At 63.9% G+C, this 26973-nt stretch carries 27 protein-coding genes and 2 pseudogenes; 19 read left to right on the plus strand and 10 right to left on the minus strand.

Annotated features, from left to right (window positions below):
- Positions 1–236 precede the first annotated feature (236 nt).
- From FAZ95_RS04455 to FAZ95_RS04495, 8 genes are all read left to right on the plus strand, one after another.
- Entirely contained in the window at positions 237–692 is a 456-nt protein-coding gene (locus tag FAZ95_RS04455) for an FKBP-type peptidyl-prolyl cis-trans isomerase (protein WP_137331346.1), read from the plus strand.
- Between the two features lie 2 nt (positions 693–694).
- A complete protein-coding gene (gene ispH, locus FAZ95_RS04460; RefSeq protein WP_137331347.1) occupies positions 695–1654 on the plus strand; it encodes a 4-hydroxy-3-methylbut-2-enyl diphosphate reductase in 960 nt (319 codons plus the stop codon).
- Between the two features lie 322 nt (positions 1655–1976).
- On the plus strand, positions 1977–2750 hold the full coding sequence (locus tag FAZ95_RS04470; protein ID WP_137331349.1) for a type 1 periplasmic-binding domain-containing protein: 774 nt from the start codon (positions 1977–1979) through the stop codon (positions 2748–2750).
- Between the two features lie 222 nt (positions 2751–2972).
- A complete protein-coding gene (locus tag FAZ95_RS04475) occupies positions 2973–3923 on the plus strand; it encodes a branched-chain amino acid ABC transporter permease (protein WP_137331350.1) in 951 nt (316 codons plus the stop codon).
- An 18-nt stretch (positions 3924–3941) separates the two neighbouring features.
- Entirely contained in the window at positions 3942–5111 is a 1170-nt protein-coding gene (locus FAZ95_RS04480) for an ABC transporter permease subunit (RefSeq protein ID WP_137331351.1), read from the plus strand.
- 67 nt (positions 5112–5178) lie between these two features.
- Positions 5179–5949, plus strand: a complete 771-nt coding sequence (locus FAZ95_RS04485; RefSeq protein ID WP_137331352.1) for an ABC transporter ATP-binding protein — start codon at positions 5179–5181, stop codon at positions 5947–5949.
- Complete coding sequence (locus tag FAZ95_RS04490; protein ID WP_137331353.1) at positions 5949–6662, plus strand: ABC transporter ATP-binding protein; 714 nt, start codon at positions 5949–5951, stop codon at positions 6660–6662. The genes FAZ95_RS04485 and FAZ95_RS04490 overlap by 1 nt, the downstream gene beginning before the upstream one ends.
- A gap of 116 nt (positions 6663–6778) precedes the next feature.
- A complete protein-coding gene (locus FAZ95_RS04495) occupies positions 6779–7903 on the plus strand; it encodes a branched-chain amino acid ABC transporter substrate-binding protein (RefSeq protein ID WP_254699884.1) in 1125 nt (374 codons plus the stop codon).
- A 135-nt stretch (positions 7904–8038) separates the two neighbouring features.
- On the opposite strand, the gene FAZ95_RS04500 is transcribed toward FAZ95_RS04495, so the two are convergent.
- The 3 genes from FAZ95_RS04500 to FAZ95_RS04510 form a co-directional block, all read right to left on the minus strand.
- Positions 8039–8503, minus strand: a complete 465-nt coding sequence (locus FAZ95_RS04500) for a GNAT family acetyltransferase (protein ID WP_137331355.1) — start codon at positions 8501–8503, stop codon at positions 8039–8041.
- A 20-nt stretch (positions 8504–8523) separates the two neighbouring features.
- On the minus strand, positions 8524–9708 hold the full coding sequence (locus FAZ95_RS04505) for an acetylornithine transaminase (RefSeq protein ID WP_137331356.1): 1185 nt from the start codon (positions 9706–9708) through the stop codon (positions 8524–8526).
- Positions 9709–10008: 300 nt separating this feature from the next.
- Positions 10009–11040 (minus strand): CDP-6-deoxy-delta-3,4-glucoseen reductase, encoded by a 1032-nt coding sequence (locus FAZ95_RS04510; RefSeq protein ID WP_137331357.1) that lies wholly within the window; start codon positions 11038–11040, stop codon positions 10009–10011.
- Positions 11041–11106: 66 nt separating this feature from the next.
- Between FAZ95_RS04510 and FAZ95_RS04515 the strand changes: the two genes are divergently transcribed.
- A complete protein-coding gene (locus tag FAZ95_RS04515) occupies positions 11107–12129 on the plus strand; it encodes an NAD-binding protein (protein WP_137331358.1) in 1023 nt (340 codons plus the stop codon).
- Positions 12130–12206: 77 nt separating this feature from the next.
- Here the strand turns inward: FAZ95_RS04515 and FAZ95_RS04520 are convergent, their stop codons facing one another.
- The 6 genes from FAZ95_RS04520 to FAZ95_RS04545 all read right to left on the minus strand — a co-directional run bounded on the left by FAZ95_RS04520 (position 12207) and on the right by FAZ95_RS04545 (position 17585).
- Positions 12207–12395 carry a hypothetical protein gene (locus FAZ95_RS04520; RefSeq protein ID WP_137331359.1) on the minus strand — a complete coding sequence of 63 codons (189 nt, stop codon included), beginning with the start codon at positions 12393–12395 and terminating at the stop codon, positions 12207–12209.
- 178 nt (positions 12396–12573) lie between these two features.
- Positions 12574–13278, minus strand: a complete 705-nt coding sequence (locus FAZ95_RS04525) for a pseudouridine synthase (protein WP_137331360.1) — start codon at positions 13276–13278, stop codon at positions 12574–12576.
- 86 nt (positions 13279–13364) lie between these two features.
- Positions 13365–14186: a quaternary amine ABC transporter ATP-binding protein gene (locus tag FAZ95_RS04530; RefSeq protein WP_137331361.1), complete on the minus strand. Its 822-nt coding sequence runs from the start codon at positions 14184–14186 to the stop codon at positions 13365–13367.
- Between the two features lie 80 nt (positions 14187–14266).
- Positions 14267–15274 (minus strand): ABC transporter permease, encoded by a 1008-nt coding sequence (locus FAZ95_RS04535; protein WP_137331362.1) that lies wholly within the window; start codon positions 15272–15274, stop codon positions 14267–14269.
- 92 nt (positions 15275–15366) lie between these two features.
- A complete protein-coding gene (locus tag FAZ95_RS04540; protein WP_137331363.1) occupies positions 15367–16410 on the minus strand; it encodes an ABC transporter substrate-binding protein in 1044 nt (347 codons plus the stop codon).
- Between the two features lie 38 nt (positions 16411–16448).
- Positions 16449–17585 carry a mandelate racemase/muconate lactonizing enzyme family protein gene (locus FAZ95_RS04545; protein ID WP_137331364.1) on the minus strand — a complete coding sequence of 379 codons (1137 nt, stop codon included), beginning with the start codon at positions 17583–17585 and terminating at the stop codon, positions 16449–16451.
- A gap of 169 nt (positions 17586–17754) precedes the next feature.
- On the opposite strand from FAZ95_RS04545, the gene FAZ95_RS04550 reads away from it, so the two are divergent.
- From FAZ95_RS04550 to FAZ95_RS04565, 4 genes are all read left to right on the plus strand, one after another.
- A complete protein-coding gene (locus FAZ95_RS04550; RefSeq protein ID WP_137331365.1) occupies positions 17755–19185 on the plus strand; it encodes an aminotransferase-like domain-containing protein in 1431 nt (476 codons plus the stop codon).
- 226 nt (positions 19186–19411) lie between these two features.
- On the plus strand, positions 19412–19795 hold the full coding sequence (locus tag FAZ95_RS04555) for a DUF2946 domain-containing protein (protein WP_137331366.1): 384 nt from the start codon (positions 19412–19414) through the stop codon (positions 19793–19795).
- Positions 19796–19899: 104 nt separating this feature from the next.
- Entirely contained in the window at positions 19900–20823 is a 924-nt protein-coding gene (locus FAZ95_RS04560) for a hypothetical protein (RefSeq protein ID WP_254699805.1), read from the plus strand.
- Positions 20824–20825: 2 nt separating this feature from the next.
- Positions 20826–21200, plus strand: a complete 375-nt coding sequence (locus FAZ95_RS04565; RefSeq protein WP_137331367.1) for a copper resistance CopC family protein — start codon at positions 20826–20828, stop codon at positions 21198–21200.
- Between the two features lie 11 nt (positions 21201–21211).
- Here the strand turns inward: FAZ95_RS04565 and FAZ95_RS04570 are convergent.
- Positions 21212–21553, minus strand: a pseudogene (locus FAZ95_RS04570) (porin); the annotation flags it as partial.
- Between the two features lie 47 nt (positions 21554–21600).
- Here FAZ95_RS04570 and FAZ95_RS04575 point away from each other — a divergent pair.
- The 6 genes and pseudogenes from FAZ95_RS04575 to FAZ95_RS04600 all read left to right on the plus strand — a co-directional run.
- Positions 21601–21795: pseudogene (locus tag FAZ95_RS04575) on the plus strand (MFS transporter); the annotation flags it as partial.
- Positions 21796–21971: 176 nt separating this feature from the next.
- Positions 21972–22985 (plus strand): ABC transporter substrate-binding protein, encoded by a 1014-nt coding sequence (locus FAZ95_RS04580; protein ID WP_137331369.1) that lies wholly within the window; start codon positions 21972–21974, stop codon positions 22983–22985.
- A gap of 102 nt (positions 22986–23087) precedes the next feature.
- On the plus strand, positions 23088–23885 hold the full coding sequence (locus FAZ95_RS04585) for an ABC transporter ATP-binding protein (RefSeq protein ID WP_137331370.1): 798 nt from the start codon (positions 23088–23090) through the stop codon (positions 23883–23885).
- Positions 23886–23910: 25 nt separating this feature from the next.
- Positions 23911–24771, plus strand: coding sequence for an ABC transporter permease (locus FAZ95_RS04590; RefSeq protein ID WP_137331371.1), 861 nt, complete (start codon positions 23911–23913; stop codon positions 24769–24771).
- A gap of 117 nt (positions 24772–24888) precedes the next feature.
- The gene (locus FAZ95_RS04595) at positions 24889–26271 is read left to right on the plus strand and encodes a sensor histidine kinase (protein ID WP_137331372.1); all 1383 of its coding nucleotides are present in this window, start codon (positions 24889–24891) and stop codon (positions 26269–26271) included.
- A complete protein-coding gene (locus FAZ95_RS04600; protein WP_137331373.1) occupies positions 26268–26942 on the plus strand; it encodes a response regulator in 675 nt (224 codons plus the stop codon). The genes FAZ95_RS04595 and FAZ95_RS04600 overlap by 4 nt, the downstream gene beginning before the upstream one ends.
- Positions 26943–26973 lie beyond the last annotated feature (31 nt).

Here is a 26973-nt window from a genome sequence, read left to right on the forward strand (position 1 = left end):
GCGGCGCACTTTCGAAAGGCGGGCCGTTTAAGGGGCGGTTCCACGAGGCTCGACGGCCGGGGCTAAGTGCGCCGTCAGGGCGCATTTGCGCAATATGCTGTCTACGCTTGTCCCATCTATGTGGCTTACAATACTGAGCTTGTGCCGGGCGCAGCCGCGCTTGCGCGGGGCGCCAAAGCGCCAAGCAACGTTTCCTTTTTGCGCGCGAAAGGCGCGCGGACTCAACGAGCTATTTCATGAGCATCATCGATATTTCCGAAGTGAAGCCGGGTTCGCATGTGACGCTTCACTACCGGCTTTCTCTCGCCGATGGCTCCGATGTCGTCAACACCTTCGGCGACAAGCCGGCTACGTTGCTGCTCGGTGCCGGTCAGCTCGCGCCGCCGCTGGAAGACATTCTCGTCGGCATGAAGACCGGGCACCACTCGACCTTTCAGCTAGAGCCCGGCCAGGCGTTCGGTCCCCGCAATCCGGAATTGATTCAGCGCGTGTCGCTCGCCACGCTGCGCGAAAACGGCATGTTGGGTGAGGAATTCACGCCGGGCGATCTCATCGAGTTCAACGCGCCGAGCGGCGGCCGCTATGCGGGCGTGCTGAAGGAAGTCGGTGAAACGTCTGCGCTGTTCGACTTCAATCATCCGCTTGCCGGTCAGGCGCTGACGTTCGAAGTCAAAATCATCGGGATTCTGTAAACATGAGCTTCACGGACACCTCCCTGGCAGACGCAGAAATCCTGCTCGCACAGCCGCGCGGTTTTTGCGCGGGCGTCGATCGCGCGATCGAGATCGTCGAGCGTGCGATCAAGCTGTTCGGCGCGCCGATCTACGTGCGTCACGAGATCGTCCATAACGCGTACGTCGTCGAGGACTTGCGCAAGAAAGGCGCCGTGTTCGTCGAGCAGCTCGACGAAGTGCCGGCCGGCAGTACGGTGATCTTCAGCGCGCACGGTGTCTCCAAGGCGGTGCGCGAGGAGGCGGAAGTGCGCGGCCTCCGCATCTACGATGCGACGTGTCCGCTCGTGACGAAGGTCCACATCGAAGTCGCGAAGATGCGCCAGGACGGCATGGACATCGTGATGATCGGCCACAAGGGGCACCCGGAGGTCGAGGGCACGATGGGGCAGACCGCGGAAGGCATGTATCTGGTCGAAAGTATCGAGGACGTGAACGCGCTCACGCTCGCCGATCCCGAGCGTGTGGCCTTCGTCACGCAAACCACGCTTTCCGTCGACGACGCATCCGAGATCATCGCTGCGCTCAAGGCGCGGTTCCCCGCGATTCGAGAGCCGAAGAAGCAGGACATTTGCTACGCGACGCAGAACCGCCAGGACGCCGTGAAATTCATGGCGCCGCAATGCGACGTGGTGATCGTCGTCGGCAGTCCGAATAGTTCGAATTCGAATCGTCTGCGCGAAGTCGCGGAAAAGCGCGGCATCCCGGCCTATATGGTGGATTCGCCTGATCAGATCGATCCCGCGTGGCTCGAAGGCAAGCGCCGCATCGGCGTGACGGCCGGCGCGTCCGCGCCGGAAGTGCTCGCGCAAGCTGTGATCACGCGCTTGCGCGGTATGGGTGTGCGCAACGTGCGCGCACTCGAGGGGATCGAAGAGAATATTGCGTTTCCGCTGCCGCGCGGGCTCGGTCTGCCCGCCTGATTTATTTTTAATTGGCTGATTAATAAAAGCGCGCCTTGGGCGCGCTTTTGTTTTTATGTCGACCGGAGTCGGCGCTTTAACGCTTAATCCGGTCCGATGTGGCGCGAATTACAAATATCCCGGTTGCTATACAAATAAGCAAGGATATTGCAACCTGGTTGCGCCCGCTCCGATTATGGGTCTCAAAAAAAGGTTGCAATGCAGGAAAACCCTGGCGAATTCTCAATATTGGCCGTCCCATAATTAGAGTTACAATGCGCCCGTTCTCAAGGCCACAGGGCCTTCTGGCAATGGATTTAGCAAGGCGCAGGAGACCTACTTAATGCAATTCCAGTTTGCTTACGCCGTGTCCACCGCGGCCGCGAACGCCAAGGCGGACGCAGCCAGCAACAGGAACGACGGCGGGGCGAGCGTCGGCGAGTCGGTCGCGGCTGCGAAGGAAGCGAACGATGCCACTCTTGTCGGCAGCGGCAAAAACGGGGGGCGATCGGGACCTAAGCTTGGACTGGGCGTAACGGCGTCGAAAGCGCGTTACGCCCGGACTGGCGAAGGCACTGGTGACTGGGCATCGGACTTCAAGGCCATCCTCAAGAAGATCAAGAATATTCAGCCGGACGTGAGCATGTACGGTGGAATGAACCGAACGGGCGGACTGCTTGCAAAGCAGGCTCCGCTTGGCAACAGAGCAGCAAACCTTGGCGGCGACGGCGTGCGTGCCGGCAAGGTGGCCGAACTTGCGCCTCGCGCGCAGGGACGCCGGACCTCGTCGAAAGCGGGCCTCCCGCCGACGCCGGGGACTATCGATGCGGGCTTCGCATTGCAGGACCAAGGGCAGTACGAAGACCGCTTCTGCACGCCGGCGCAGGTTGTCGCGCACCCCGCGTATGAAGTCATGCACGCGGATGCCGACACACTGCAGCGCGCCGTTTCTATCGATGCGCCCAAGGTGCTGGAAGCGAAGCCGTCGGACCGTTTTCGGAACGGATCCGTCGGCGCTGTCGCATTCGACGACAAGGGTGATTTGAAAGAAGGCGCCATTACGGTTCACGACTTCAAGGACAGCGGCATTGCGGTCCTCGAAGCCGTGGGCATGTAGTGACGGAGCAAAACCTGACGGCACCGCGCACCCGACGGTGCCGTTTTTGCATCCGCCTTTAACGAGCCGGTCTTTGCATCACAAAGGCGCGACCCGTTGGAAGACGGCTAACCCTTACCGGTCTTTTACATCAGTACCCGCAGTGCCGTTGCGATTCCGTCACTCACCGCCTACCCGCCGGGGAGCTACGCGAATCCAGTCGCACGGGCTAAGGAGCTTTAAATGGATATCTTCATCCAGCAGATCATCAATGGTCTGGTGCTTGGCAGCGTCTACGCCATCATCGCACTGGGCTATACGATGGTGTACGGCATCTTGGGCATCATCAACTTCGCTCACGGCGACGTGTTGATGGTAGGCGCGATGGTGGCGCTCTCGGCCATCACTGTGCTGCAGAATCACTTCCCCGGTCTAGGCCATGTGCTGACGCTCGTCATCGGGCTGCTGATCGCGGCAGGGGTTTGCGCGTGTGTCGGCTACACGATTGAAAAAGTCGCCTACCGGCCGTTGCGCAAGGCGCCGCGTCTCGCCCCGCTGATCACCGCGATCGGCGTGTCGATTCTGCTGCAGACCATGGCGATGATCATCTGGGGCCGCAATCCGCTGGCATTCCCGCAGCTGCTGCCGACCGATCCGATCAACGTGATCACCGCCGGCCCGAACAACCCGGGCGCCGTGATCTCGATGACTGAAATCGCGATCATCGTGGTGGCCTTCGTGATGATGGGCGCGCTGCTGCTGCTCGTGCACAAGACCAAGCTCGGCCGCGCGATGCGCGCGATCGCGGAGAACCCGAATAACGCGAGCCTGATGGGCGTGAACCCGAACTTCGTGATCTCGGCGACCTTCATGATCGGCTCGGCGCTCGCGGCACTGGCAGGCGTGATGATCGCGTCGGAATACGGCAACGCGCACTTCTACATGGGCTTCATCCCCGGCATGAAGGCGTTCACGGCGGCGGTGCTCGGCGGGATCGGCAACCTTGGCGGCGCGATGGTGGGCGGCGTGCTGCTCGGTCTCATCGAACAGCTCGGTGCGGGCTACATCGGCGGCCTCACGGGCGGCGTGTTCGGCAGTAACTACCAGGACGTGTTCGCGTTCATCGTGCTGATCATCGTGCTGGTGTTCCGTCCGTCGGGCCTCTTGGGCGAACGTGTCGCGGATCGCGCGTAAGGGAAAGGAGCTAGGAAAATGACTTCAATTCAACCGATCGAGCCGTCCACGACGCTCGTCCCTGAAAAGAACGCGACGAAGACCGCGGTCGTCACCGTTCTGACTGCGATCTTCGTGATCGCCGCGCCGTTCGTCATCGGCGCAGCCGGCGGCAACTACTGGGTGCGCGTGCTCGACTTCGCGATGCTGTACGTGATGCTCGCGTTGGGCCTGAACGTGGTGGTCGGCTTCGCCGGCCTCCTGGACTTGGGCTACATCGCGTTCTACGCGGTGGGCGCCTACACGGCCGCGCTGCTGACCTCGCCGCACCTGGCGACGCAGTTCGCCTGGATCGGCGCGATGTTCCCGGGTGGCATCCACGCACCGTACTGGCTCGTCGTGCCGCTCGCGATGGCGCTCGCGGCGGGGGCCGGTGTCCTGCTTGGCGCGCCGACCCTGCGTCTGCGCGGCGACTACCTCGCGATCGTGACCTTGGGCTTCGGGGAAATCGTGCGGATCTTCATGAACAACTTGGATCGTCCGCTGAACATCACGAACGGCCCGCAGGGGGTCACGGGTGTCGATCCGATCACGGTGGCCGGATTCAACCTGTCGCAGACGCATAACTTCTTCGGCTTCCAGTTCACCACGGTGTACATGTATTACTACGTGTTCGTGCTCTGCGCGCTGCTCGTGGTCTGGGTCTGTACGCGTCTGCAGCACTCGCGTATCGGCCGTGCATGGGCCGCGATCCGCGAAGACGAAATCGCCGCGAAGGCGATGGGCATCAACACCCGTAACGTGAAGCTGCTCGCGTTCGCGATGGGCGCGTCGTTCGGCGGTCTGTCGGGCGCGATGTTCGCGGGCTTTCAGGGCTTCGTGTCGCCGGAATCGTTCACGTTCTGGGAATCGGTCGTGGTGCTTGCCTGCGTGGTGCTGGGCGGCATGGGCCACATCCCCGGCGTGATTCTCGGCGCCGTGCTGCTCGCGGTGTTCCCGGAATTCCTGCGCTCGACGATGGGTCCGCTGCAAAACGCGATCTTCGGTCATCAGATCATCGATACCGAAGTGATCCGTCAGCTGCTGTACGGCCTGGCGATGGTGATCATCATGCTGTATCGCTCGGAAGGCTTGTGGCCGGCGGCGAAGCATGAGGACAAGATCGCGAAGCTGGCCAAGCGCGCCAGCAAGAAGCCTGTACGCGCCTAAAAGCGCCTTGCATGAGACCAGAGTAAGCGCTGAAGCGCTAACTCTGGTCGACACGGGAGAACATTCAATGAGCAAAATTCGTTTGTCCGTCAAGGGCGTGAACAAGCGGTTCGGCGGCCTGCAAGCGCTGTCGGACGTGGGTCTTCAAATCGAGGAAGGTACGATCTATGGACTGATCGGCCCGAACGGCGCCGGCAAGACGACCTTCTTCAACGTGATCACGGGGCTGTACACGCCTGATTCGGGCGAGTTCAAGCTCGACGGCACCGACTACACGCCGACCGCGGTGTACCAGGTCGCGAAGGCGGGCATTGCCCGCACGTTCCAGAACATTCGTCTGTTCGGCGGCATGACCGCGCTCGAGAACGTGATGGTGGGGCGCCACGTGCGCACCAAGCACGGTCTGTTCGGCGCGGTGTTCCAGACGCCGGCCGAGCGCCAGGAAGAGCGTGAAATCAAGGAACGCGCGCTCGAGCTGCTCGAGTACGTGGGCGTGCTGCAATACGCGGACTACACGTCGCGCAACCTGTCGTACGGTCACCAGCGCCGTCTGGAAATCGCGCGTGCGCTCGCGACCGATCCGAAGCTGCTCGCGCTCGACGAGCCGGCAGCCGGCATGAACGCGACCGAGAAGGTCGAGCTCACGAAGCTGCTCGACAAGATCCGTTCGGACGGCAAGACGATTCTCCTGATCGAGCACGACGTGAAGCTCGTGATGGGATTGTGCAACCGGATGACGGTGCTCGATTACGGCAAGGTGATCGCCGAAGGTCTGCCGCACGACGTGCAGCGCGACCCGAAGGTGATCGAGGCTTACCTCGGTGCGGGGGTCCACTAATGGCTACAGTTCTGAAAATCAAGGGCCTGCAGGTCAACTACGGCGGCATCCAGGCGGTCAAGGGCGTCGACATGGAAGTCCAGCAGGGCGAGCTCGTCACGCTGATCGGCGCCAACGGCGCCGGCAAGACGACGACCATGAAGGCGATCACGGGCCTGAAGCCGTACTCGGCAGGCGACATCGAGTACATGGGCCAGTCGATCAAGGGCGTCCCGGCGCATGAGCTGCTCAAGCGCGGCCTGGCGATGGTGCCGGAAGGGCGCGGGATCTTCGCGCGCATGTCGATCGTCGAAAACATGCAGATGGGCGCGTACTTGCGCAACGACACCGACGGCATCAAGAAGGACGTCGATCGCATGTTCGGCTTCTTCCCGCGCCTGAAGGAACGGGCGACGCAGCTCGCGGGCACGCTCTCGGGCGGCGAGCAGCAGATGCTGGCGATGGCGCGCGCGATCCTGTCCAAGCCGAAGCTGCTGTTGCTCGACGAGCCGTCGATGGGCCTCTCGCCGATCATGGTCGAGAAGATCTTCGAAGTGGTGCGCGAGATCTCGAAGGAGGGCATCACGGTGCTGCTCGTCGAGCAGAACGCGCGGCTCGCGTTGCAGGCGGCGAACCGCGGCTACGTGATGGATTCGGGCACGGTGACGATGTCCGGCGACGCGAAGCAGATGCTTGACGATCCGAAGGTGCGCGCGGCGTATCTCGGCGAATAAGCCTCCGCAGCAAAAAACGCGGTGCTTGCGTGGAGAGCGCAAGCACCGCGTTTTGTTTTACCCGTAGTTCACAAAAACTAGTCTAAACAAGGAAGTCAGTCGTGAAAGTTAGCGCTTTGAAGCATTCCGCAGTAGCAGCATTGGCATTGTTTGCAGTGTGCAACGTCGCATCGGCCGACACGGTCGTCAAGATCGGCCACGTCGCCCCGCTGACGGGCGGCTCCGCTCAGCAAGGCAAGGACAACGAAAACGGCGCGCGCCTCGCCATCGAAGAAATCAACGCGAAGGGCCTCGTGATCAACGGCCAGAAGGTGACGCTCGAACTCGATCCGCAGGACGACGCAGGCGACCCGCGCACGGCGACCCAAGTGGCGCAGAAGCTCGTCGACGACAAGGTCGTCGCCGTGGTCGGCCACGAGACGTCGGGCACGTCGATCCCGGCTTCGAAGATCTACAGCGATGCGGGCATCGTGCAGATCTCGCCGTCGGCGACCAATCCGACCTACACGCTGCAAGGCTTCAAGACGACGTACCGCGTCGTGGCGACCGATGCGCAGCAAGGCCCGGCGCTCGCGAACTACGCGGCGAAGGTCATGAAATTGAAGACGGTCGCGGTCGTCGACGATTCGACTTCGTATGGCCAGGGTCTCGCGAACGAGTTCGAGAAGAGCGCGAAGGCGCTCGGCTTGAACGTCGTGTCGCATGACGCCACGAACGACAAGGCTGTCGACTTCCGCGCGATTCTGACGAAGATCAAGGGCGAAAACCCGGACGCGATCATGTACGGCGGCATGGACGCCACCGGCGGCCCGTTCGCGAAGCAAGCGAAGCAGCTCGGCATGCGCGCGAAGATCCTCGCAGGCGACGGCGTCTGCACGAGCAGCATCGCGGCGCTCGCAGGCAACGGCACCGACAACATCGTCTGCTCGGAAGCCGGCATGGGCCTCGAGAAGATGGACGGCGGCGCGGCCTTCGAAGCCAAGTACGAGAAGCGCTTCGGCCAGCACATCCAGCTCTACGCGCCGTATACGTATGACGCGGTGTACATCATCGTCGACGCGATGAAGCGCGCGAAGTCGACCGATCCGGCGAAGATCGTCGCCGCGATGCCGGCCACCGACTACAAGGGCGTGATCGGCGAGACGACGTTCGATGGGAAGGGCGACCTGAAGCACGGCGTGATCTCGCTCTACGGCTACAAGGACGGCAAGAAGGCGCTGCTCGACGTCGTCAAGATGTAAAGACGGGCGGCACCGGCGGCGTGCAGTGCGCTGCCGGTGCGGCCAATGCATGAAAAAGGGTTCTTCGCGGATGAGAGCGAAGAACCCTTTTTGCTTTCTTGGCCAAGCGGATGTCGATCGGTGAGGAGTACGCAGCTAATTTCGCAGTGGCGGCGTCTCGAGCCGCTTGCCTAGACTCACGACGGCATCAGCGCGATAACCGATCGCTTCGTAGAAGCCTTGGATATCGCTCTTTGCGCTCAGCACCTGCAGATTCACCTTGAGGCAGCCGAGCGCCGCGAGCGCTTGCTCCGCGTGCACGACGAGCGCGCGCCCGAAGCCGAGTCGGCGCGCTTCCCGCACCACGGCGAGCGAATACAGCCAGCCGCGGTGTCCGTCGTAGCCGGCCATCACCGTGCCGACGACGCGCCTGTCATGCAGCGCGACGAAGAACAGCTCCGGCTGCATTGCGAGCTTGTTGGCGATCGAGACACGCGGATCGCGGTGCGGCCTCGACGGATCGCCATACTCGGGAAACGCTTCCAGCCATAGCGCGAGTACGGCGTCGGTATCGGTCGAGGCGTCGAACGGGCGGATCGACAGGGCAGGGGATGTCGTCATGGCGTTGTCGCAAGCGCTGATCAAAGCGAATCGAGCACGGTCCGAAGCATCGCCATCATCTGATCGATCTCTTCGCGGCTCACGTTCAGCGCCGGCATGAAGCGCAGCAGGTTGGGGCGCGCCGCGTTGAGCAACACGCCGTCCGGCTGCATGAGGCGCGCCTTTTCGACGATCTGCGGGCCGATGTCCTTGCCGAGCAGCAGTGCGCGCAACAAGCCTTCGCCGCGCTCGCCTTCGAAACCGCGTTCCTTCGACAATTCGAGCAACTGCGCCTTCAGGTATTCGCCGCGCTCGCGCACGCCTTCGAGAAAGCCCGGTGCCAGAAGCTGCGAGATCACCGAATAGCCGACGGCCGTCATCAGCGGATTGCCGTTGTAGGTACCACCCTGATCGCCCGCCTCGAACACGGCGATCTCGGCCTTCGACAGCATGGCCGCGAGCGGCACGCCGCCGCCGATGCCTTTGCCGAGCGTCATGATGTCCGGCTCGATGCCTGACAGTTCATACGCAAAGAGCGTCCCGGCGCGGCCGCACCCGCTTTGCACTTCGTCGACGATCAAGAGCACGTTATGGCGCTTCGTCAATTCGCGCAGCTGCTGCATGAATTCACGCGTCGCCGGAATCACGCCGCCTTCGCCTTGGATCGGCTCGAGCATCACGGCAACGGTCTTCTCGCTGATGAGCTTCTCGACCGACGCGATGTCGTTCAGGTCCGCCTTCGGAAAGCCCGGCACTTGCGGTGCGTAGATCGTGTCCCAGCCGGCCTTGCCGCTCGCCGACATGGTCGCGAGCGTGCGGCCGTGGAAGCTATGGTCGAACGTGATGATCTCGTAGGCGCCGTGCTTGAATTTCTTGCCCCACTTGCGCGCGAGCTTGATCGCGCCTTCGTTCGCTTCGGCGCCGCTGTTGGCGAAGAAGACCTTGTCGAAGACGCTGTGCTGCGTGAGCAGCCCCGCGAGTGTCGCCATCGGCTCGTTGTAGAAGGCGGGCGACGGGTTGATGAGCAGGCGCGCCTGCTTCTCGAGCGCCTCGATCATCCCTTCGTTGCAGTGCCCGAGACTGTTGACCGCCCAGCCTTGGATGAAGTCGAGGTAGCGCTTGCCCTCGTTGTCGTAGAGCCACGAGCCCTTGCCGTGCGTGAAAACGATTTCGGGGCGATTCGTGATGTACATCAGCGACTGCGTCGGGTACTCGGTGAATTGCATGGCGGCGGGCTCCAGGAGGTGCGAAAGAAACAGACGAAAAAGCGATGGGGCTTTGCATGGGACCGGAGTAGGCGCTAAAGCGCCAACTCCGGTCGACACGAAAAAAAGCCACGGATTTCCGTGGCTTTTCATGTTTCAACCGATTGGCGCTTGCGGTGTTGCTGCAAGGCGCGAACCCATGACTAGCCGACGGCTTCCCAGGCGGGCAGCGCGCGTCGGCGTCGGAGTTCGGTCAGGATGCGGTTCATGCGCGACAGAATACGATATCGAGATGGCCGGTGTAAACCACTAAGCCGCGCATCACACCGCGTTCGCGAGATCGGCCTCGCTCGTGAACGAGTCCGCGTAGAACTCGTCTTCCGGCAGGCTGTGATGGCTCGTGAAGTCGCGCTGCGCCGATTCGACCATGACCGGTGCGCCGCAGGCGTACACCTGATAGTTCGACAAGTCTGGCAGATCCTCGATGACGGCGCGATGAACGAAGCCTGTGCGGCCCGTCCAGGCGTCGCCCGCGTCCGGCTCCGACAGCACCGGCACGAACTTGAACTGCGGGTGGTCTTTCGCCCATTGCTCGGCGAGATCCAGCAGGTACAGGTCTTTCTTGCGGCGCGCGCCCCAGTAGAGCGTCATCGGGCGGTCGATGTTCTTGAAGAGCGCGTGCTCGACGATCGCCTTGATCGGTGCGAAGCCGGTGCCCGAGGCGAGCAGGATGATCGGCTTGTCGGAATCTTCGCGCAGGAAGAACGTGCCGAGCGGGCCTTCGAAGCGCAGGATGTCACGCTCCTTCATCGTGTTGAAGACGTGGTCGGTGAAGACGCCGCCCGCCATGTGGCGGATGTGCAGCTCGATCGGGCCTTCCTGGTGCGGGGCGTTCGCCATCGAGTAGCTGCGGCGCTTGCCGTCCTTGAGGATGAACTCGACGTATTGGCCGGCCAGATATTGCAGGCGTTCGTTGGCCGGCAGCTGGAGCTTGAGCAGCATGACGTCGTCGGCCTTGCGCTCGAGCGCGTTCACGCGGCACGGCAGCTTCTTGACTTGCACGTCGCCGACGCCCGCCACTTCGCGCACGTCGATTTCCAGATCGCAGTTCGCGGTCGCACAGCACAGCAGCGCCATGCCACGCGTCTTCTCATCGTTCGACAGCGCCGACGACGAGTGCGCGCGCTGCTCGATTCCGCCCGCCACGATCGTGCCCTTGCACGATCCGCACGCGCCGTTCTTGCAGCCGTACGGCAGTCCGACGCCTTGGCGCAAGGCGGCGGTCAGGATGGGTTCGTCGGGTTCTACTTGAAACTGCCGGCCGCTTTGCCGGAGGGTTACGTTGTATGCCATAGCTCCATCGAAACGAAGAATAGGAAACCGGTGGGCATTGCGTGCGACCGCTACAATGCGTCCACTATGAATGCGACACGAATTTTGCGCCGGCCGCGTGTGCTGATCGTCGGATGCGGCGATGTCGGCATGCGCTGCGCGGAACGCCTGCGCGCTCGCGCGCGGATCGTTGCGCTCACGAGCCACCGTGAGCGGGTGGCCGAGCTGCGTACCGCGGGCGTGACGCCGATCGTCGGCGATCTCGACGTGCCGCGCAGCCTGCGGCGCCTGAGGGCAATCGCGCCGACCGTCCTGCATCTCGCGCCGCCGCAAAAGGCCGGCGACGACGATCGCCGCACGCGTGCGCTGATCGCTGCCCTCTCGGCGCCGCGGCGCCTTCGGCCCGCTTTTCAGGGCATTGCCGCGACGGGGCGCCTTCGGGCCTCGCGCTCGCAATACGCCGGGATTTCTGTCAGCGAAACAGCGCGTATTGTACCCGACCGACCTTTCCCGTCCGTGCGGCGAGGGGCCTCCGTTCGCGTGGTTTACGCGAGCACGACGGGGGTCTATGGAGATTGCGGCGGGGCGCTGATCGACGAGACGCGGCCGGTCTTTCCCGCCAACGAGCGGGCCAAGCGCCGGGTGTCGGCAGAGCGGCAGTTGCGGCGCGCGAGCGCGCGTGGGTCGCTGGCGGCAAGCATCGTGCGGATTCCTGGGATTTACGCGGGCAACCGGCTGCCGCTGCTCAGGCTGGAAAGGGGCACCCCGGCGCTCGTCGCCGAGGACGACGTCTACACGAACCACATCCATGCGGACGACCTCGCGGCGATCCTGCTGCGGGCCGCAACGCACGGGCGGGTGGCGCGCGTGATCCACGCGTCGGACGATAGCGCGCTGAAGATGGGCGAGTATTTCGATGCGGTGGCGGATGCGTTCGGGCTGGCTCGCGCGCCGCGCATCACGCGCGAGGCCGCCGAGCAGGAACTCGAACCGATGCTGCTGTCGTTCATGCGCGAGTCGCGGCGTCTCTCGAATGTGCGGCTCAAGCGCGAACTGCGCTATCGGCTGCGCTATCCGAGCGTCGGCGATTTTTTGCGAACTGTGCGCTGACTTCGGGCGCTAGGCTACGGGGCTACGGGGCTACGGACTACAGCGGCGCGGCTCGCTTATCGCGAACCTGGCGCGCGTCAGGTAATCGCCGGCAGCGCTTCGATCAGCAGAAAGCACAGCAGCGCGCCGATCAACGCCCCGATCAGATTCGGGTGATATTTGCGCTTCATGTGCATGGTCGTGAGCAGGGTGCCGATGATGATCGCGCCCAATGCGGCGAACGCCAGTACGAGGTATGAGATTTCGAAAGTGTCGCTGATCGCCATGATCCGTCTCCCTTGCAATATTTTGTAATAAATGGCTTAAGGGCAGTATAGAGCGGTTTGGGGCCAGCGAGATGCTGCGGTGCGACGGGTAAAACCCTTACGTGTTGTACGGCGCACAAAGGGCCAAATAGGCTCACTTGCTGCGCTTGGCGCCCGGCGCGGAACGTCTTTGGCGCGGCTAACCGGCGCGCAATGCCTGCAAGTCGGCTTCGTCCAGCCATTGCCATTTGCCGGGTTCGAGCGACGCCGGCAGCGCGAGTCCACCGACCCGCTCCCGATGCAGCGCTTCGCAGCGGTTGCCGACAGCGGCGACCATCCGCTTCACCTGGTGGTATTTCCCTTCCAGCACGGTCAGTTCGAGCAGCCTCTCGTCGCGCGCGTGCGCGGCGACGGCCGCGATCGGCTTGCTCTCGCCGTGCAGCAGTACGCCGTCGCGCAGCGCCGCGAGCTGGGCGTCGTCGAGCGGATGCTTGGTGGTCGCGAGGTAGACTTTCGGCACCTTGCGCTTGGGCGAGGTGTAGGTATGGACGAACTTGCCGTCGTCGGAGAGGAGCAGGAGGCCCGTCGTATCTTGATCGAGCCGGCCCACGCATTGCACGCCGCGCGTCGCGAGCTGCGCGGGCAGCAGACCGAAGACGCTCAAGTGATGCTGCGGTTCGCGTGAGCATTCGTAGCCCGCGGGCTTGTTCAGCAGAATGTACGCGTGCTCGTGATAGCGCCATGCGACGCCGTCGACTTCAAAGGTGAGGGCGTCGGTATCGAACGGTGCGTCGGGATCGGTGCAGAGCGCGCCGTTCACGGCGACGCGCGCGTCCGCGATGATCGCGCGGCATTGGCGGCGCGCGCCGAAGCCTTGGGTGAAGAGAATGCTTTCGAGATCCATGCGCGCGGCGGGAACGGAGGGAGGATGCTTAAAACCGCCCGCATTCTACCAAGCGCGCCGCGCGCGGCCTCAGTGCGTTTGGGTTGTCACTGCACGCTCGCGCGCCGCTCGACGAAGCGGCGGACGTACTCATCGGCGGGGCGATGGACGATGTCGTCGGGCGTGCCGACTTGCACGAGCTGGCCGTCCTTGAGGATCGCGATGCGGTCGCCGATGCGCAGCGCCTCATCGAGATCGTGCGTGATGAACACGATCGTCTTGTTCAGCTTCTCCTGCAGCTGCAGCAGCTGGTCCTGCATTTCGGTGCGGATCAGCGGGTCCAGCGCGGAGAACGCTTCGTCCATGAGCAGCACGTCGGTGTCGGCGGCGAGCGCTCGCGCGAGGCCCACGCGCTGGCGCATGCCGCCCGACAATTCATCGGGGTAATGCTGCCCGTAGCCGTCGAGGCCGACGCGGCCGAGCCAGAGCTGCGCTTTCTCGAGCGCCTCGGCCTTGGCCTCGCCGCGCGTCTTGAGCGCGTAGGCGGTGTTGTCGATGACGGTCTGATGCGGCAGCAGCCCGAAGTTCTGGAACACCATGCTGATCTTGTAGCGGCGCAGCTCGCGCAAGCCCTTGGGGTCGAGCTTGATGACGTCGTTGCCGTCGATGACGATCTCGCCGGCGGTCGGCTCGATGAGGCGGTTGAAGTGCCGCACGAGGGTGGACTTGCCTGAGCCCGAGAGGCCCATGATCACGAAGATCTCGCCGGAACCGATATGCAGGCTCACGTCGTTCAGGCCGACGTTGCAGCCGGTCTGCGCGAGCACTTCGGCTTTGCCTTTGCCGCTTTTTAGCAGGTCGAGCACGCGCGCGTGACCGCTTTCGTGGCCGAAGAGCTTGTAGACGTGCTTGACTTCGATCGCTGCCATGAGGAACTCCTTTGCTTCGGATTACTTGCGGCTGCCTGTGGCGTAGTGGCCGCTTCTCTGCCTGACTGCTTGCCACCCGCTTATTTCGCGGCTTTCGTCGTGTAGCCGCTCGTGGCTTCCGTATCGGCGCCTTCTTCGCTCTCCGCCGAGGTCTGAGTCGCATCGATGTTCGCGCCGGCGGCCGCGTTGTGATACGGCACGCGCGAGGCGGCTTTCGAGCGCTTCTTCATAGCGAGCAGGCGGCGCGTGCGGCGGTCCTGGCCGTAGCCTTGGCTGATGCGGTCGATGACGATCGCGAGAATCACGATCGCGATACCGGCCTGCATGCCCTTGCCGACGTCGAGCGTTTGAATGCCGGCGAGCACGTCTTCACCGAGCCCGCGCGCACCGATCATCGATGCGATCACGACCATCGACAACGCCATCATCGTCGTCTGATTGATACCGGCCATGATGCTCGGCCGCGCGAGCGGCATCTGCACGTTGATCAGCAATTGCCAGCGCGTGGTGCCGAACGCGCGAGCCGCTTCGACGACTTCCGCGTCCACGTGCCGGATGCCGAGGTCCGTCAGGCGAATCAGCGGCGGCAGCGCATAGATGATCGTCGCGAAGATGGCCGGCACTTTGCCGAGGCCGAACAGCATCAGGACCGGAATCAGGTACACGAAGCTCGGCAGCGTCTGCATGATGTCGAGGATCGGCAGCAGGATGCGCCTGAGCCACGCGCTGCGAGACGTCAGAATGCCGAGCGGCACGCCGAGCGCGACCGACAGCACGGTCGCGACCGCCATGATCGCGAGCGTCTGCATCAGCTTTTCCCACAGCCCGAAGCAGCCGATCACATAGAGCAGCAGCACGAAAAACGCGGCGATGCCGATGCGCCGCGTCGCATTCCATGCGAGCAGACCGACCGCGATCAGGATCAGCCACGGCGGCACCGAGCGCAGCGCCATTTCGATCGGCACCAGCACGTAGCGCAGGATCAGCGTGCTGAAGTTATGGAAGCTGTCGCCGTAGGCCGTGACGAACGACTGCACTTTGTCGTTCACCCAGTCGGCAATCGACAGGTGAAGAAAGATCGAATTCATGGTGTTACCTCCCGGGTGCTCGGGCCCGCCCTAACCATGCGATGGACGGCGGGCCCGCGCAGATGCTCATCGGCCGCTCGCTGCAGACTCGCTTACGACGAGCTGGCGAGCGCAGCCTGCACCTTCTGGGCGACGTCGGCCGGCACCCACTGCTTCCACATGTCAGGATGATCCTTCAGGAACTGGCGTGCCATCGCCTGGCCGTCGATCTTCTTGCTGGTCATCTCGAGGATGGTCTTGTTGAGGAAGTCCATCGGGAAGCTGACCTTCGAGTAGGCCGTCATCAGTTCCGGCTCGGCTTGATAGAACGGCGTCGACACGCCGATCTTCAAGTGTGAGACCAGGTAGGACGACGCGCATTGCGACGAGCTGTTGTCCGCGCGCAGCGTTTCCCAGCACTTCTGGTCGAACGGCGGCATCTTCAGTTGCACGAACTTGTACTTCGCCATCAGCGCGGCCGGCTGCCAGTAGTAGAAGACGATCGGCTTGCCGCGCTCGTAGGCCGAGGTGATCGCCGCGTCGAGCGCCGCGCCCGTGCCGGGGCGGAAGTCGGTGTAGCTGTCGTCGAGCTTGAGCACTTTCAGAAGACGCGTGTTCACGCGCTCGCAATCCCAGCCGGACGGGCAGTTCAGGAAGCGGCCCTTGCCCGGTTCTTCGTCATCCGGGAAGACGTCCTTGTATTTCGGCAGATCGCTCACCGACGCGAGGTTGGCCGCGACCGGCTTGATGTTGCGTGCAGGGTCGCCCTTGATCACGTACTCAGGCACATACCAGCCTTCGTTCGTGCCGCCCGGCAGCGTATCGCCGATCAGCTTCACGTTGCCGTCCTTGACGGCCTTCGCGATGATTTCGGAACGGCCGGTCCACTGCTCGGCCCACACTTGAAGATCGTTGCGCGACAGCGCGGTTTCGGTGGCGGCGGTGTTGCCCGGTACGGTGTCGGTCTTGCAGCCGTAACCCTTTTCGGTGATGAAGCGCAGCACTTCCGTCGTGAACGAGCCGCTTTCCCACGTCACGCCGGCAAAGCGCACCGGCTTGCCAGCCGAGCACCACGTGCCGGCGTGCGCGACGGCGGGCATCAATGCGCCCGCTGCCAGCGCGATGCACGACGCGCGCATCCATTGTTTGACTTTCATGCTTGTCTCCTGGTGGTGTTTTTACGGGGGGCGCCTTCTCAGGCGTAGGTGCTGCGCTTGGCGAGCGTGGCGTCGAGCGCGGCTTCGTCGATCGCCAGGCCCAATCCTGGTGCATCGGACAAATTCAGCCACCCTTCGCGGTCGATGTCGATAGGGTGTTCCAACATGAAGTCGCGACGCTCGATCGACCATTCGGGCGGGTCATACGGAAACTCGATGAACGGCGCAGATGCGGCGCCGGCCGTCAGATGCAGGTTGGCGGCAAGGCCGATGCCGTTGCCCCAGGTGTGCGGCGTGAACACTTTGCCGTGCGCCTCGACGGCCTGCGCGAGCTTGCGCAGTCCTTCCATGCCGAGCGTGCAGGCAACGTCCGGCTGCACGACGTCGAGACATTCGCGCGCGAGCAGCTGGTCGAACTCATAGCGCTCGCGCGTGAGCTCGCCGCCCGCGATGCGTACCGGCGTTTGCCGGCGCAGCTTCGCGTAGCCGTCGTAGTCGCCGCGGTGCAGCGGCTCTTCCATCCAATACACGTTTTGCTTTTCGAGTTCGCGGGCGACGGCGAGCGCTTCGTCGACGGTCCACGGCGCCTTGGTGTCCCACGGCATGCGCCATCCCTGGTTGCAGTCGACCATCAGTTCGAGCTTGTCGCCGACGGCGCCGCGCACGGCGGCGAGCGTGTCGAGATCGTCGGCGAGGCGCGTGCGGCCGAAGCGAATCTTGAGCGCCGGAAAGCCGCGCTCGATCACGTGGCGCGCCATCTTCGCCATGTCATCCGGGTGCCGGTGCACGCCGCTCGACGCATACGCGCGCACGCGCTTCGCGCGGCCGCCCATCATCTTCCAGCACGGCTCGCCACGAATCTTGCCGGCGAGGTCCCACAGCGCGATATCGAGCGGCCAGGGCCGGCCGGCGTGAAAACCGATGTTGTCCAGCACGGCGCTGTGGCGGGGGAGATCGAGCGGGTCGGCGCCGATGAACAGGTGCTCGTAGTCGTCGAAGCCGTACATCGCGTCGCCGGAGCCGATGCCGACATGGCCGGCGTCGTCGTGGACGCGGACGATCGTGGCGGGAAATTTGCGGCGCGGCTGGCTGTCCCAGGACGCCGGGAACGGCGGGTCGAGTTCGAGCTGGTGGTGCGTGATGTCGATCCGGGTGATGCGGGGGGTGTCCGTCATCTCGGCCTGTCTCCAAGGCGGGAAGTCGTCGGGCGACGCTTCCCCATGTGTATTGAGTGCATCCTATGAGGGCTAAAGCCGCAACTCAATCGCTTCAATCGAAGTAAATGACTGCATTCATTCCGGCCAAAGGCACGCGCATAATGCGTCAATACATAAGGAGCTGCCCATGGCAATGAACACGTGGCTGCCGAAACTGGAGACAGGAAGCGACCCCAAATATCAGGTGATCGCGCGTGCGTTTGCGCAGGCCATTCTCAACGGTCAGTTGCCCGCCGGCGAGAAGCTGCCGCCGCACCGGTCGCTTGCGAGCGAGCTGCGCGTGACGACCGGCACGATCAGCCGGGCCTACGCCGAGCTGGAGCGGCAGGGGCTCGCGAATGCGCGCGTCGGCGACGGCACCTATGTCGCGCAGGCTCGCGCGAGAGAGGTGTCGGCGGCCGCGGCGCCGTCCGTCGTGCGCGGCTCGGCGCCTGCGTCGTCGACGCTGATCGATCTCGGACAGAACGTGCCGCAGCCGACCGCCGAAGCGCAAGTGCTCGTCACGGCCTTGCGCGAGATCGCGAGCGATGAGGCGCTCGCCTCCGAATTGCTGCAATACGTGCCCGAGGCCGGGCTCATGCGCCATCGCGAAGCGGGCGCGACGCTGCTTGCGCGCGCCGGCATGGCGGCTGCGAACCCCGCTCGCGTGCTGGTCACGCAGGGCGCGCAACATGCGCTGGCGTCGGTGCTGCGCGCGGTGACGCGCCCGGGCGACACCGTGCTCGCCGAGATCGTCAGCTACCCCGGCATCATCGGGCTTGCGCGGCAGTTGCGTCTGCATCTCGTCGGCGTCGAGGTCGATCACGAAGGGATCGTGCCCGCCGCGCTCGACCTCGCGTGCAAGTCACTGCATCCGCGCGCGATCTTCTGCGTGCCGACGATCCACAATCCCACCACCGCGACGATGTCGGCCGAGCGGCGCGATGCGGTTGCGTCGATCCTCGACCACTACGGCGTGCTGCTCATCGAGGACATCGTCCCGGCCATGCTCCTCGAAACGCCGCCGGCGCCGATCGCGGCGCGGCTGCCCGAACAGTCGTTTCTGCTCACGGGGCTCGCGAAGTCGGTGGCGCCCGGCTTGCGCGTGGGCTACGTGCAGGCCCCGCAGGCGTGGTGCTCGAAGATCGCCGCCGTGCTGCGGAGCGACTGCTGGATGACGGCGCCGCTGCTCGCCGAGATCGCGGCGCGCTGGATCGGCAACGGCGAGATCGAGCGGCTCGACGGCCTGCAGCGCGCGTATGTCGAAACGCAGCAGACGGTCGCGCGCGAGGTGCTCGCGGGCGTTCCCTACCGGCACGCGGAGACGAGTTCGCATCTGTGGCTGCCGTTGCCCGAGCCGTGGCGCGCGGCCGAATTCGCCGCGGCGTTGCGGCAGGAGGGCGTGCTCGTGAAGACGGCCGACAGCTTCGTCATCGGCCGCAATGCGGCGCCGCACGCGGTGCGGATCTGCATGACGGGGGCGCGCTCGATCGCGTCCCTCACGCGCGGGCTGTCGATCATCCGCGCGACGCTCGAGCACGGGCTGGAAGGCGAGGTGGCGGCGCCTTATACGCCCTGACGCCGCGAGTGGGCGGAGGTTTCGCTGGCTGCCGGGAATACCGAGCCGGTCAGCTGCGTTTTTCACCTAAGCCGGTTGCGATCGCGGCTGATCCGCGACATCTGTCTACGCCACTTGTGCGGAGCGGGTAGCGTGTTTCATAATCCGGGCCTCATCGTCGCCCGTCGACGTTGCCCGCCGCTGTCCATCGTCGACCCTTAGTTGAGCCTTCGCGCTCGCCGCCCGCATGTTCCGCCGCCGTCTGCAGAAGATCGGAAGCCTCCTCGGATTGCTTGCAATCCTGATGAGTGCGCTCGCGCCGACGGTGTCGCAGGCGCTGGCCTCGCGCGATCCCGTCGAGCTCGCGCTCGCCGCGTATTGCACGGCGCAACCGGCATCGGCCGCGGATACGGGCGACGGCCAGTCGCCCGAGTCCCATGCGCTGCTGCATTGGCAAGCGTGCGCGTATTGCGGCTTGCTGGCTCACGTGTCGGTGCTGCCGGGCGTGCCCGCCACGTTCACCCCCACGCTGACGGCTACGCGCGCGCCGGTCTTCGCCCAGCGCGAGGAAGTGCGTGCCGCGCCGCTTTTCACGGCCGCGCAGCCGCGCGCGCCGCCAGTCCGTTCCTGATTCGAATCGATCCACTTCACCGATAAATCTCGCGACGCTTGACCGCGTTGCGGTATCGTCGCGCGAGTGAGCGGCGATACGTCATATGGTTCGAAAGGAACATCATGCGCACGTTTCTCAAACGGAGGCCGGCGCGTCTGCGCACGGCCGTCTGCTCGGCCGTCGGCGCGGCCGCCTGCCTCGCGGGTTCGCCGGCGGCCGACGCTCATGCGGTCGTCGGCGACCGCGTCTTTCCGGCCACGATGGCCGTCGACGATCCTGGCGTCGGCGATGAGTTCAACCTGCAGTACGGCCACATCAAATCGCCGGACAGCAGCGGCAACGACATGAACGTCAACACCGTGTCGTATGAGTGGGACAAGCTGATCACGAAGAATCTCGCGTTCAGCATCGCGAGCAACTACACGAGCCAGAACTCGCCGGACGGCAACGCGAAGGGCTGGGATAATTTCACGCTCGGCGCGAAATATCTCGTCTACGCGAATGCGAAGCATGAATTCATGGCGTCGGTCGGGCTTCTTGCGACGCTCGGCGGCACCGGCTCGAAAGCGATCGCGAATTCATTTTCGACGTTCACCCCGACCGTTTATTTCGGCAAGGGCTTCGGCGACTTGCCGGCGTCGCTTGGGTACCTGCGGCCGTTCGCCATCACCGGCACCATCGGCCCGAACTTGACGACCGCGTCGTCGGACCAGGGACCGAACTCGCTCGGCTGGGGCCTGACGCTGCAGTACAGCATTCCGTACCTGCAGCAGCAGGTGAAGGATCTCGGATTGCCGCAGCCGTTCGCCAATCTGATTCCGGTCGTCGAATTTCCGATGAGCACCTGCACGGCAGGCGCGTGCGCCGGGCAGACGACGGGCACGATCAACCCGGGCCTGCTTTGGCTGAACCGCTATGGCCAATTCGGCGTGGAAGCGCAGATTCCCGTGAATAACAGGACCGGCACGCACACGGGTATCTTGGTGCAAGCCCATATCTACTTCGACGACATCTTCCCCAACTCTGTGGGCAAACCGCTCTTCTGACCATGAAAACGTCTCTGATCTCGCTTTCGATGCGCGGCGCGGCCGCCGCGCTCACGTTGACGCTCGCGCAGCTTGCGCACGCGCACGCCTATCCGACCAAACAAGTGCCGGGCGCCGGCGCGACCGTCACGACTTCGCAAAAAGACGTCGCGATCGACTTCGACGATGGGCTCGAGCCCGCGTTCAGCTCGATCTCGGTGACGGATGCGTCGGGCAAGTCGGTCGTGAACGGCAAGTCCGTGGTCGACGCGTCGAACAAGAAGCACATGTCGGTTGCGCTCAATGCGTTGACGCCGGGCGTCTATACGGTGGCCTGGGTCGCTGTCGCCGACGACGGGCATCGCACGCAAGGGCACTACACGTTCACTGTGAAGTAACGTGGATGCGCACGGGTGGCCAATTGCGACTGCCCGTGCGGTGAAGGCACGGTGTTGAACGGCGTGAATTGATAGTTCGCGCCGGCGTCGTAGCTCTGGTACGTGTCCGAGAAGCCGTTCGTCTGCAGCTTCACGCGCGTGTAGAGACCGTGCACGAGCAGGTTGCCGAACTGGTAGGAGAGGCCGGCGCCCATGTTCTCGACCTTGCCGGCGGTGTACGTCGTGGCGGGCATGCCTTGGAACGTCGTGAAGCCCATCGTCGAGATCGACATCGCCTGATCGTGCTCGTTCGAATACACGGCAGCCGTGGAGAACGGCCCGTGGGTGTAGTTCGCGCCGAAGCTCATCGTGCGGCTTCGCGCCGACGTTCGCCGTGTTCTGCGCGTTGCGAATCGTGCAGGGGCTCGGTCTCGGCGGCGCGTGGCTCAAAGTCGCCGCGATTTTCTCGCCGGCACTCGTCTCGAAGACGATGGTGGGCGGCGATCTGAGCGTGGCGTTTTATATTCTCGCGGCAGTGCCGTTTCTTGCCGCGGAGGCCGTGCATCTGCTGGGGATCGAGACGAAGGGGCAGGTGCTCGAACGCCTCGAAGCGTAGTCGCGAGGACGCGCGGCCGCTGGCGTCAGGGGCACGCCAGGCCGCGCCCTCATGGAAATCCCGTACGGAAGGTACCGCTTCATGAAAGCATGAAGAAGGGTTCGCGTCTCTAGAATCTCGCCATCGATACCGATAGCCGGCATTGGGCCGGCTCCCGACAATAACGGAGACAATCGATGCGACCCACCTTCCGCGCGTTTCGCCATATCGCTCTCGCTTCCAGCCTGTTGTTCGGCATTGCATCGCAACATGCGATGGCCGACGACTCGGGGAAGATCACGATCATGGTCGGTGGAATCACGAAGCTGATCTATCTGCCGGCGCGCTTGACCGAGCAACTCGGCTATTTCAAGGATGAAGGGCTCGACGTCGAGCTGCTGTCGCAGCCGGCCGGCGTCGACGCCGAGAACGAACTGCTCGCGGGCGCCGTCCAGGGCGTCGTCGGCTTCTACGATCACACCATCGACCTGCAGACCAAGGGCAAGGAAGTCAAGGCGATCGTCGTGTTCGGGCAGGTGCCGGGCGAAGTCGAGATGGTGTCGACGAAATCGGCCGACGCGATCAAGTCGATGGCCGACGTCAAGGGCAAGACGCTCGGCGTGACGGGCCTCGGTTCCTCGACGAGCTTCCTCACGCAATACCTCGCCGGCCAGCACGGCATCCAGTCGACCGAATACACGATGCTGCCCGTCGGCGCCGACGCGAGCTTCATCGCCGCAATCAAGCAAAACCGCATCGACGCGGGCATGACCACCGAGCCCACCGTTTCCGCGCTGGAAAAATCGGGCGAGGCAAAGGTGCTCGTCGACATGCGCTCGGTCGAAGGCACGAAGGCTGCGCTCGGCGGCACGTATCCGGCGTCGAGCCTCTACGTACAGGCCGCCTGGGCCGACGCGCACAAGGCGCAGGCCGCCAAGCTCGCGCACGCGTTCGTGCGCACGATGCAGTTCATCCACACGCACAGCGCGGAAGAAATCGCCGCGAAGATGCCCGACGACTACCAGAAAGACAAAACGCTCTACGTGAGCGCGCTGAAGGCGTCGCTGCCGATGTACACGGCGGACGGCAAGATGCCCGCCGACGGTCCGGCCACGGTGTTGAAGGTGCTGTCGGCGTTCAACCCGTCGGTCAAGGGCAAGCACGTGGATCTGTCGAAGACCTATACGAACGAATTCGTCAGCGCCAAATAAATCGGTTTCAACCGATCGCGTTGATGCGTCAGGCGCCGCCTGACTTCATTGCGCCTGCCGAGCCGCTTCGCGCGGCCCCGGCTTAATCCAGGAATGTCCACGATGAGCTCAGTCCTATCCAAAGACGCACCGGTAATCGAATTCCGGTCCGTGTCGTGCCGTTTCATTTCTCCCGACGGCAAGGCCACCGTCGCCCTGCGCGATTTCAGCATGTCGGTCGCGCAGGGCGAATTCATCGCAATCGTCGGCCCCACGGGGTGCGGTAAATCCACCACGCTCAGCATGATCACGGGGCTCTTGAAGCCCACGGCCGGCGAGGTGCGCGTGATGGGGGCGCCCGTCAACGGCATCGATCCGCGCATCGGCTTCGTGTTTCAGGCGGACGCGGTGTTCCCGTGGCGCTCGGTGCTCGATAACGTCGCGGCCGGCCCGCTGTTTCGTGGCCGTTCGAAATCGGCGGCCTACGACGAGGCGAACCAGTGGCTGCGCCGCGTCGGTCTCGAGAAGTTCGGCAAGCACTATCCGCATCAGCTGTCGGGCGGCATGAGAAAGCGTGTCGCGCTCGCGCAGACCTTCATCAACAAGCCGGAAATCCTGCTGATGGACGAGCCGTTCTCCGCGCTCGACATGCAGACCCGCACGCTCATGCAGGACGAGCTGCTGCAGCTGTGGTCGGCCAACGCGGGCTCGGTGGTGTTCGTCACGCACGACCTCGAGGAAGCCATCGCGCTCGCCGATCGCGTGTTCGTGCTGACCGCGCGCCCGGCGACGCTCAAGAAGGTCTACGAGATCGATTTGCCGCGTCCGCGCGTCACGTCGGAGATTCGCTACGACCCGCGCTTTATCGAAATTTCGCGCGATATCTGGCACGACTTGCGCGAGGAAGTACAAATTGCTTAACACGACGGCACAACGGAATACACTCATGGCATCTCGTGATAGCTCAGTGAAGATGGAGTTCGACGGCGAATCGGCCGCCAAGATCGAACAGATCGCCCAACGCAAGATTCGGCAGCGGTACGCGTTGATCGTCGGTTTGCGGATTCTCGTGCTCGTCTTCGTGCTCGGCGGCTGGGAACTCTCCGGACGCCTAAAATGGATCGACCCGTTCTTTTTCTCGATGCCGTCGCTGATCTTCCTGCAGATCGTCGACTGGTTCCAGAACGGCACGTCGCAGGGGCCGCTGCTCGTGCAGGTGTGGGTCACGCTCGAAGAAACCCTGCTCGGCTTCTTTATCGGCTCGATCGCCGGCATCGTGTGCGGCGTCGTGCTGGGCCGCAACAAGCTGCTTGCCGACGTGTTCGACATCTACATCAAGATCGCCAACTCGATTCCGCGCGTGGTGCTCGGCTCGGTGTTCGTGATCGCGCTGGGCCTCGGGATGGCCTCCAAGGTGGCGCTCGCCGTGGTCATGGTATTTTTCGTCGTATTCGGCAATGCCTTCCAGGGCGTGCGCGAAGCGGACCGCTACATGATCGCGAACGCGCAGATCCTCGGCGCTTCGAAGCGCCAGTTGACGACCTATGTGGTGATTCCGTCGGCGCTGTCGTGGATTCTCGCGAGCCTGCACGTGAGCTTCGGCTTTGCGCTGGTCGGTGCGGTGGTCGGCGAGTTCCTGGGCTCGAAGCAGGGCATCGGCCTGCTGATTTCGACCGCACAGGGGGCATTCAACGCGAGCGGCGTGTTCGCGGCGATGATCGTGCTCGCAGTGGTCGCGCTCGCAACGGACTATCTGCTTACCACATTGGAAAAGCGTCTGCTGAAGTGGAGGCCCGCCGCGTTCTGAGGCTCGTCAGTCAAAGACAACCGTCCTTGCCGGCAAAGGCAAGGACGGTGTCGCATTTTTGCCGGCCAGCTGAGTGGCTCTTTAGCGGCCCGGCCGGATCACGTTGGAGAGTGTGCAATGTTGCTTAGCTTGCGTGCGCGTCTGCTGTTGTGGTTGCTGCTGCCGCTCGCGCTCTTTGTCTTCGTGACCGGCAGGATGTCGTATGACGCGGCGCGCCAGACCGCCGACCTGCTGCAAGACAACGCATTGCTGTCTTCGGCGCGGACCATCATCGAAGACGTCGACTGGGAGAACGGCGCGCTGACCGCGAATATCCCGCCCGCCGCGCTGGAGATTTTCGAGTCGCCGTATCAGGATCAGGTGTTCTACAAGGTCATCGTGGGCCGCGACCGGCTGCTCGGCGGCAGTCCCGATCTCGCGCTGCCTGCGGGCAACGCCACGTTTCCGGTGTTCTACAACACCAGGCTCGGCGACCTGCCGATTCGCGCGGTCGCCTACGAGCGGCAACTGTACGACTCGGGCAGAGCCGAGCAGGTCACCGTGATCGTCGGCAAGACGCAGGCGTCACGGCAAGCGATGGTCGAAGATTTGTGGCGTCCGCAGCTGGTTCGCCAGTGGCTGATGCTGGCTTTGGTGGTGGTGCTCGTGCCGTTCGGCTTGACGATGGAATTGCGGCCGCTGATGAAGCTCAAGGACGAGGTCGCCGATCGCGAGCCGATGGAGCTCGAACCGATCCGCGTGCACCATTTGCCGTCGGAGCTGCGGCCGATCGTCGATGCGATCAACCAATGCATCGCGCGCCTGAAGCTGCATACGACGACGCAGCGCCAATTCATCGCTGACGCGGCACACCAATTGCGCACGCCGCTGACGTTGCTCGACACGCAGGTGCAATGCGCGAGCCAATGCGATCTGCGCGATCCGGCGTTGACGGAAGCGTTGACGGGCATTCGCCGCACGAGCCAGAAGATGGCCGATATGACGAGTCAATTGCTGCTGCTCGCGCAGGCGGAGTCGGTGTCGTTGCCGCGTATGCCGACGAGGGTGGATCTCTCGGCGGTGGTGTCGTCGGTGCTGGAAGAACTGGTGGTGTCGGCGCAGCGGCGCCAGATCGATCTCGGCGCCGAACTCGACGACGGCCTCGAGGTGGCGGGCAGCGAGAGCCTGCTCGCGGCGCTCGTGTCGAATCTGGTCGACAACGCCATCCGCTACACGCACGAAGGGGGGAGCGTGACCGCGCTGTGCCGGCGTGACGGCGACGAGGTGGTGCTGCAGGTGGTGGACAACGGCCCCGGCATTCCGGCCGAGGCGCGCGCGCATGTGTTCGAGCGTTTCTACCGGGTGTCGAGCGACGTCGAAGGTTCTGGGCTCGGTCTCGCGATCGTCCATCAGATTGCGCTATCGCACGGCGGTACGGTTACCATGACGCCCGGAGCGGGACGGGTCGGGCTTGTCATGACGGTCCGCTTGCCTGCGTGGAGGACTGAGGAAAAGGTATGAAGCTGTTGCTTGTTGAAGATAACGTCGAACTCTCGCATTGGATCGTCAACTTGCTGCGCGCGGAGAACTTCGCTGTCGATTGCGTGCCCGACGGCGAAGCCGCGGACTCGGTGCTGACGACCCAACGCTACGACGTCGTGCTGCTCGACATGCGTTTGCCGCGCATGAGCGGCAAGGACGTGCTTGCGCGCCTGCGCCGCCGGCGCGACAACGTGCCGGTGCTGATGCTGACCGCGCACGGCTCGATCGACGACAAGGTCGACTGCTTCAGCGCGGGCGCGGACGACTACGTCGTCAAGCCCTTCGACGGCCGCGAGCTGGTGGCGCGCATCAAGGCGCTGATCCGCCGGCAGTTGAGCGACAAATCGGGCTGGCTCATGTGCGGCGACCTGCAATACATCTCCGACACGCGCGAGTTCCGGCACAACGACGTGCCGCTGAACCTGCGCCGCCGCGAGCACGCGATCCTGGAGACGCTGATGCTGCGGCAGGGCAAGACCGTTTCGAAGACGACGCTGATGGACAGCGTATACGGCCTCGACGACGAGCCGAGCGCGGATGCCATCGACATCTACATCCATCGATTGCGCAAGCATCTCGCGAGCTCGAGCGCGCAGATCATGACGCTGCGGGGCCTTGGCTACATCCTTCGAACGAAGGATGCGTCTTAAGTGCATGCGGGACTCAATGTCCTGTATCAGT

Source organism: Trinickia violacea, from assembly GCF_005280735.1.
GTDB classification, from domain to species: Bacteria; Pseudomonadota; Gammaproteobacteria; order Burkholderiales; family Burkholderiaceae; genus Trinickia_A; species Trinickia_A violacea.

Bases quoted from the DNA above. Each gene is read 5' to 3' on its own strand.
- FAZ95_RS04455 (WP_137331346.1), top strand. From the start codon at position 237: ATGAGCATCATCGATATTTCCGAAGTGAAGCCGGGTTCGCATGTGACG.
- ispH (WP_137331347.1), top strand. From the start codon at position 695: ATGAGCTTCACGGACACCTCCCTGGCAGACGCAGAAATCCTGCTCGCA.
- FAZ95_RS04470 (WP_137331349.1), top strand. From the start codon at position 1,977: ATGCAATTCCAGTTTGCTTACGCCGTGTCCACCGCGGCCGCGAACGCC.
- FAZ95_RS04475 (WP_137331350.1), top strand. From the start codon at position 2,973: ATGGATATCTTCATCCAGCAGATCATCAATGGTCTGGTGCTTGGCAGC.
- FAZ95_RS04480 (WP_137331351.1), top strand. From the start codon at position 3,942: ATGACTTCAATTCAACCGATCGAGCCGTCCACGACGCTCGTCCCTGAA.
- FAZ95_RS04485 (WP_137331352.1), top strand. From the start codon at position 5,179: ATGAGCAAAATTCGTTTGTCCGTCAAGGGCGTGAACAAGCGGTTCGGC.
- FAZ95_RS04490 (WP_137331353.1), top strand. From the start codon at position 5,949: ATGGCTACAGTTCTGAAAATCAAGGGCCTGCAGGTCAACTACGGCGGC.
- FAZ95_RS04500 (WP_137331355.1), bottom strand. From the start codon at position 8,503: ATGACGACATCCCCTGCCCTGTCGATCCGCCCGTTCGACGCCTCGACC.
- FAZ95_RS04505 (WP_137331356.1), bottom strand. From the start codon at position 9,708: ATGCAATTCACCGAGTACCCGACGCAGTCGCTGATGTACATCACGAAT.
- FAZ95_RS04510 (WP_137331357.1), bottom strand. From the start codon at position 11,040: ATGGCATACAACGTAACCCTCCGGCAAAGCGGCCGGCAGTTTCAAGTA.
- FAZ95_RS04515 (WP_137331358.1), top strand. From the start codon at position 11,107: ATGAATGCGACACGAATTTTGCGCCGGCCGCGTGTGCTGATCGTCGGA.
- FAZ95_RS04520 (WP_137331359.1), bottom strand. From the start codon at position 12,395: ATGGCGATCAGCGACACTTTCGAAATCTCATACCTCGTACTGGCGTTC.
- FAZ95_RS04525 (WP_137331360.1), bottom strand. From the start codon at position 13,278: ATGGATCTCGAAAGCATTCTCTTCACCCAAGGCTTCGGCGCGCGCCGC.
- FAZ95_RS04530 (WP_137331361.1), bottom strand. From the start codon at position 14,186: ATGGCAGCGATCGAAGTCAAGCACGTCTACAAGCTCTTCGGCCACGAA.
- FAZ95_RS04535 (WP_137331362.1), bottom strand. From the start codon at position 15,274: ATGAATTCGATCTTTCTTCACCTGTCGATTGCCGACTGGGTGAACGAC.
- FAZ95_RS04540 (WP_137331363.1), bottom strand. From the start codon at position 16,410: ATGAAAGTCAAACAATGGATGCGCGCGTCGTGCATCGCGCTGGCAGCG.
- FAZ95_RS04545 (WP_137331364.1), bottom strand. From the start codon at position 17,585: ATGACGGACACCCCCCGCATCACCCGGATCGACATCACGCACCACCAG.
- FAZ95_RS04550 (WP_137331365.1), top strand. From the start codon at position 17,755: ATGGCAATGAACACGTGGCTGCCGAAACTGGAGACAGGAAGCGACCCC.
- FAZ95_RS04555 (WP_137331366.1), top strand. From the start codon at position 19,412: ATGTTCCGCCGCCGTCTGCAGAAGATCGGAAGCCTCCTCGGATTGCTT.
- FAZ95_RS04560 (WP_254699805.1), top strand. From the start codon at position 19,900: ATGCGCACGTTTCTCAAACGGAGGCCGGCGCGTCTGCGCACGGCCGTC.
- FAZ95_RS04565 (WP_137331367.1), top strand. From the start codon at position 20,826: ATGAAAACGTCTCTGATCTCGCTTTCGATGCGCGGCGCGGCCGCCGCG.
- FAZ95_RS04580 (WP_137331369.1), top strand. From the start codon at position 21,972: ATGCGACCCACCTTCCGCGCGTTTCGCCATATCGCTCTCGCTTCCAGC.
- FAZ95_RS04585 (WP_137331370.1), top strand. From the start codon at position 23,088: ATGAGCTCAGTCCTATCCAAAGACGCACCGGTAATCGAATTCCGGTCC.
- FAZ95_RS04590 (WP_137331371.1), top strand. From the start codon at position 23,911: ATGGCATCTCGTGATAGCTCAGTGAAGATGGAGTTCGACGGCGAATCG.
- FAZ95_RS04595 (WP_137331372.1), top strand. From the start codon at position 24,889: ATGTTGCTTAGCTTGCGTGCGCGTCTGCTGTTGTGGTTGCTGCTGCCG.
- FAZ95_RS04600 (WP_137331373.1), top strand. From the start codon at position 26,268: ATGAAGCTGTTGCTTGTTGAAGATAACGTCGAACTCTCGCATTGGATC.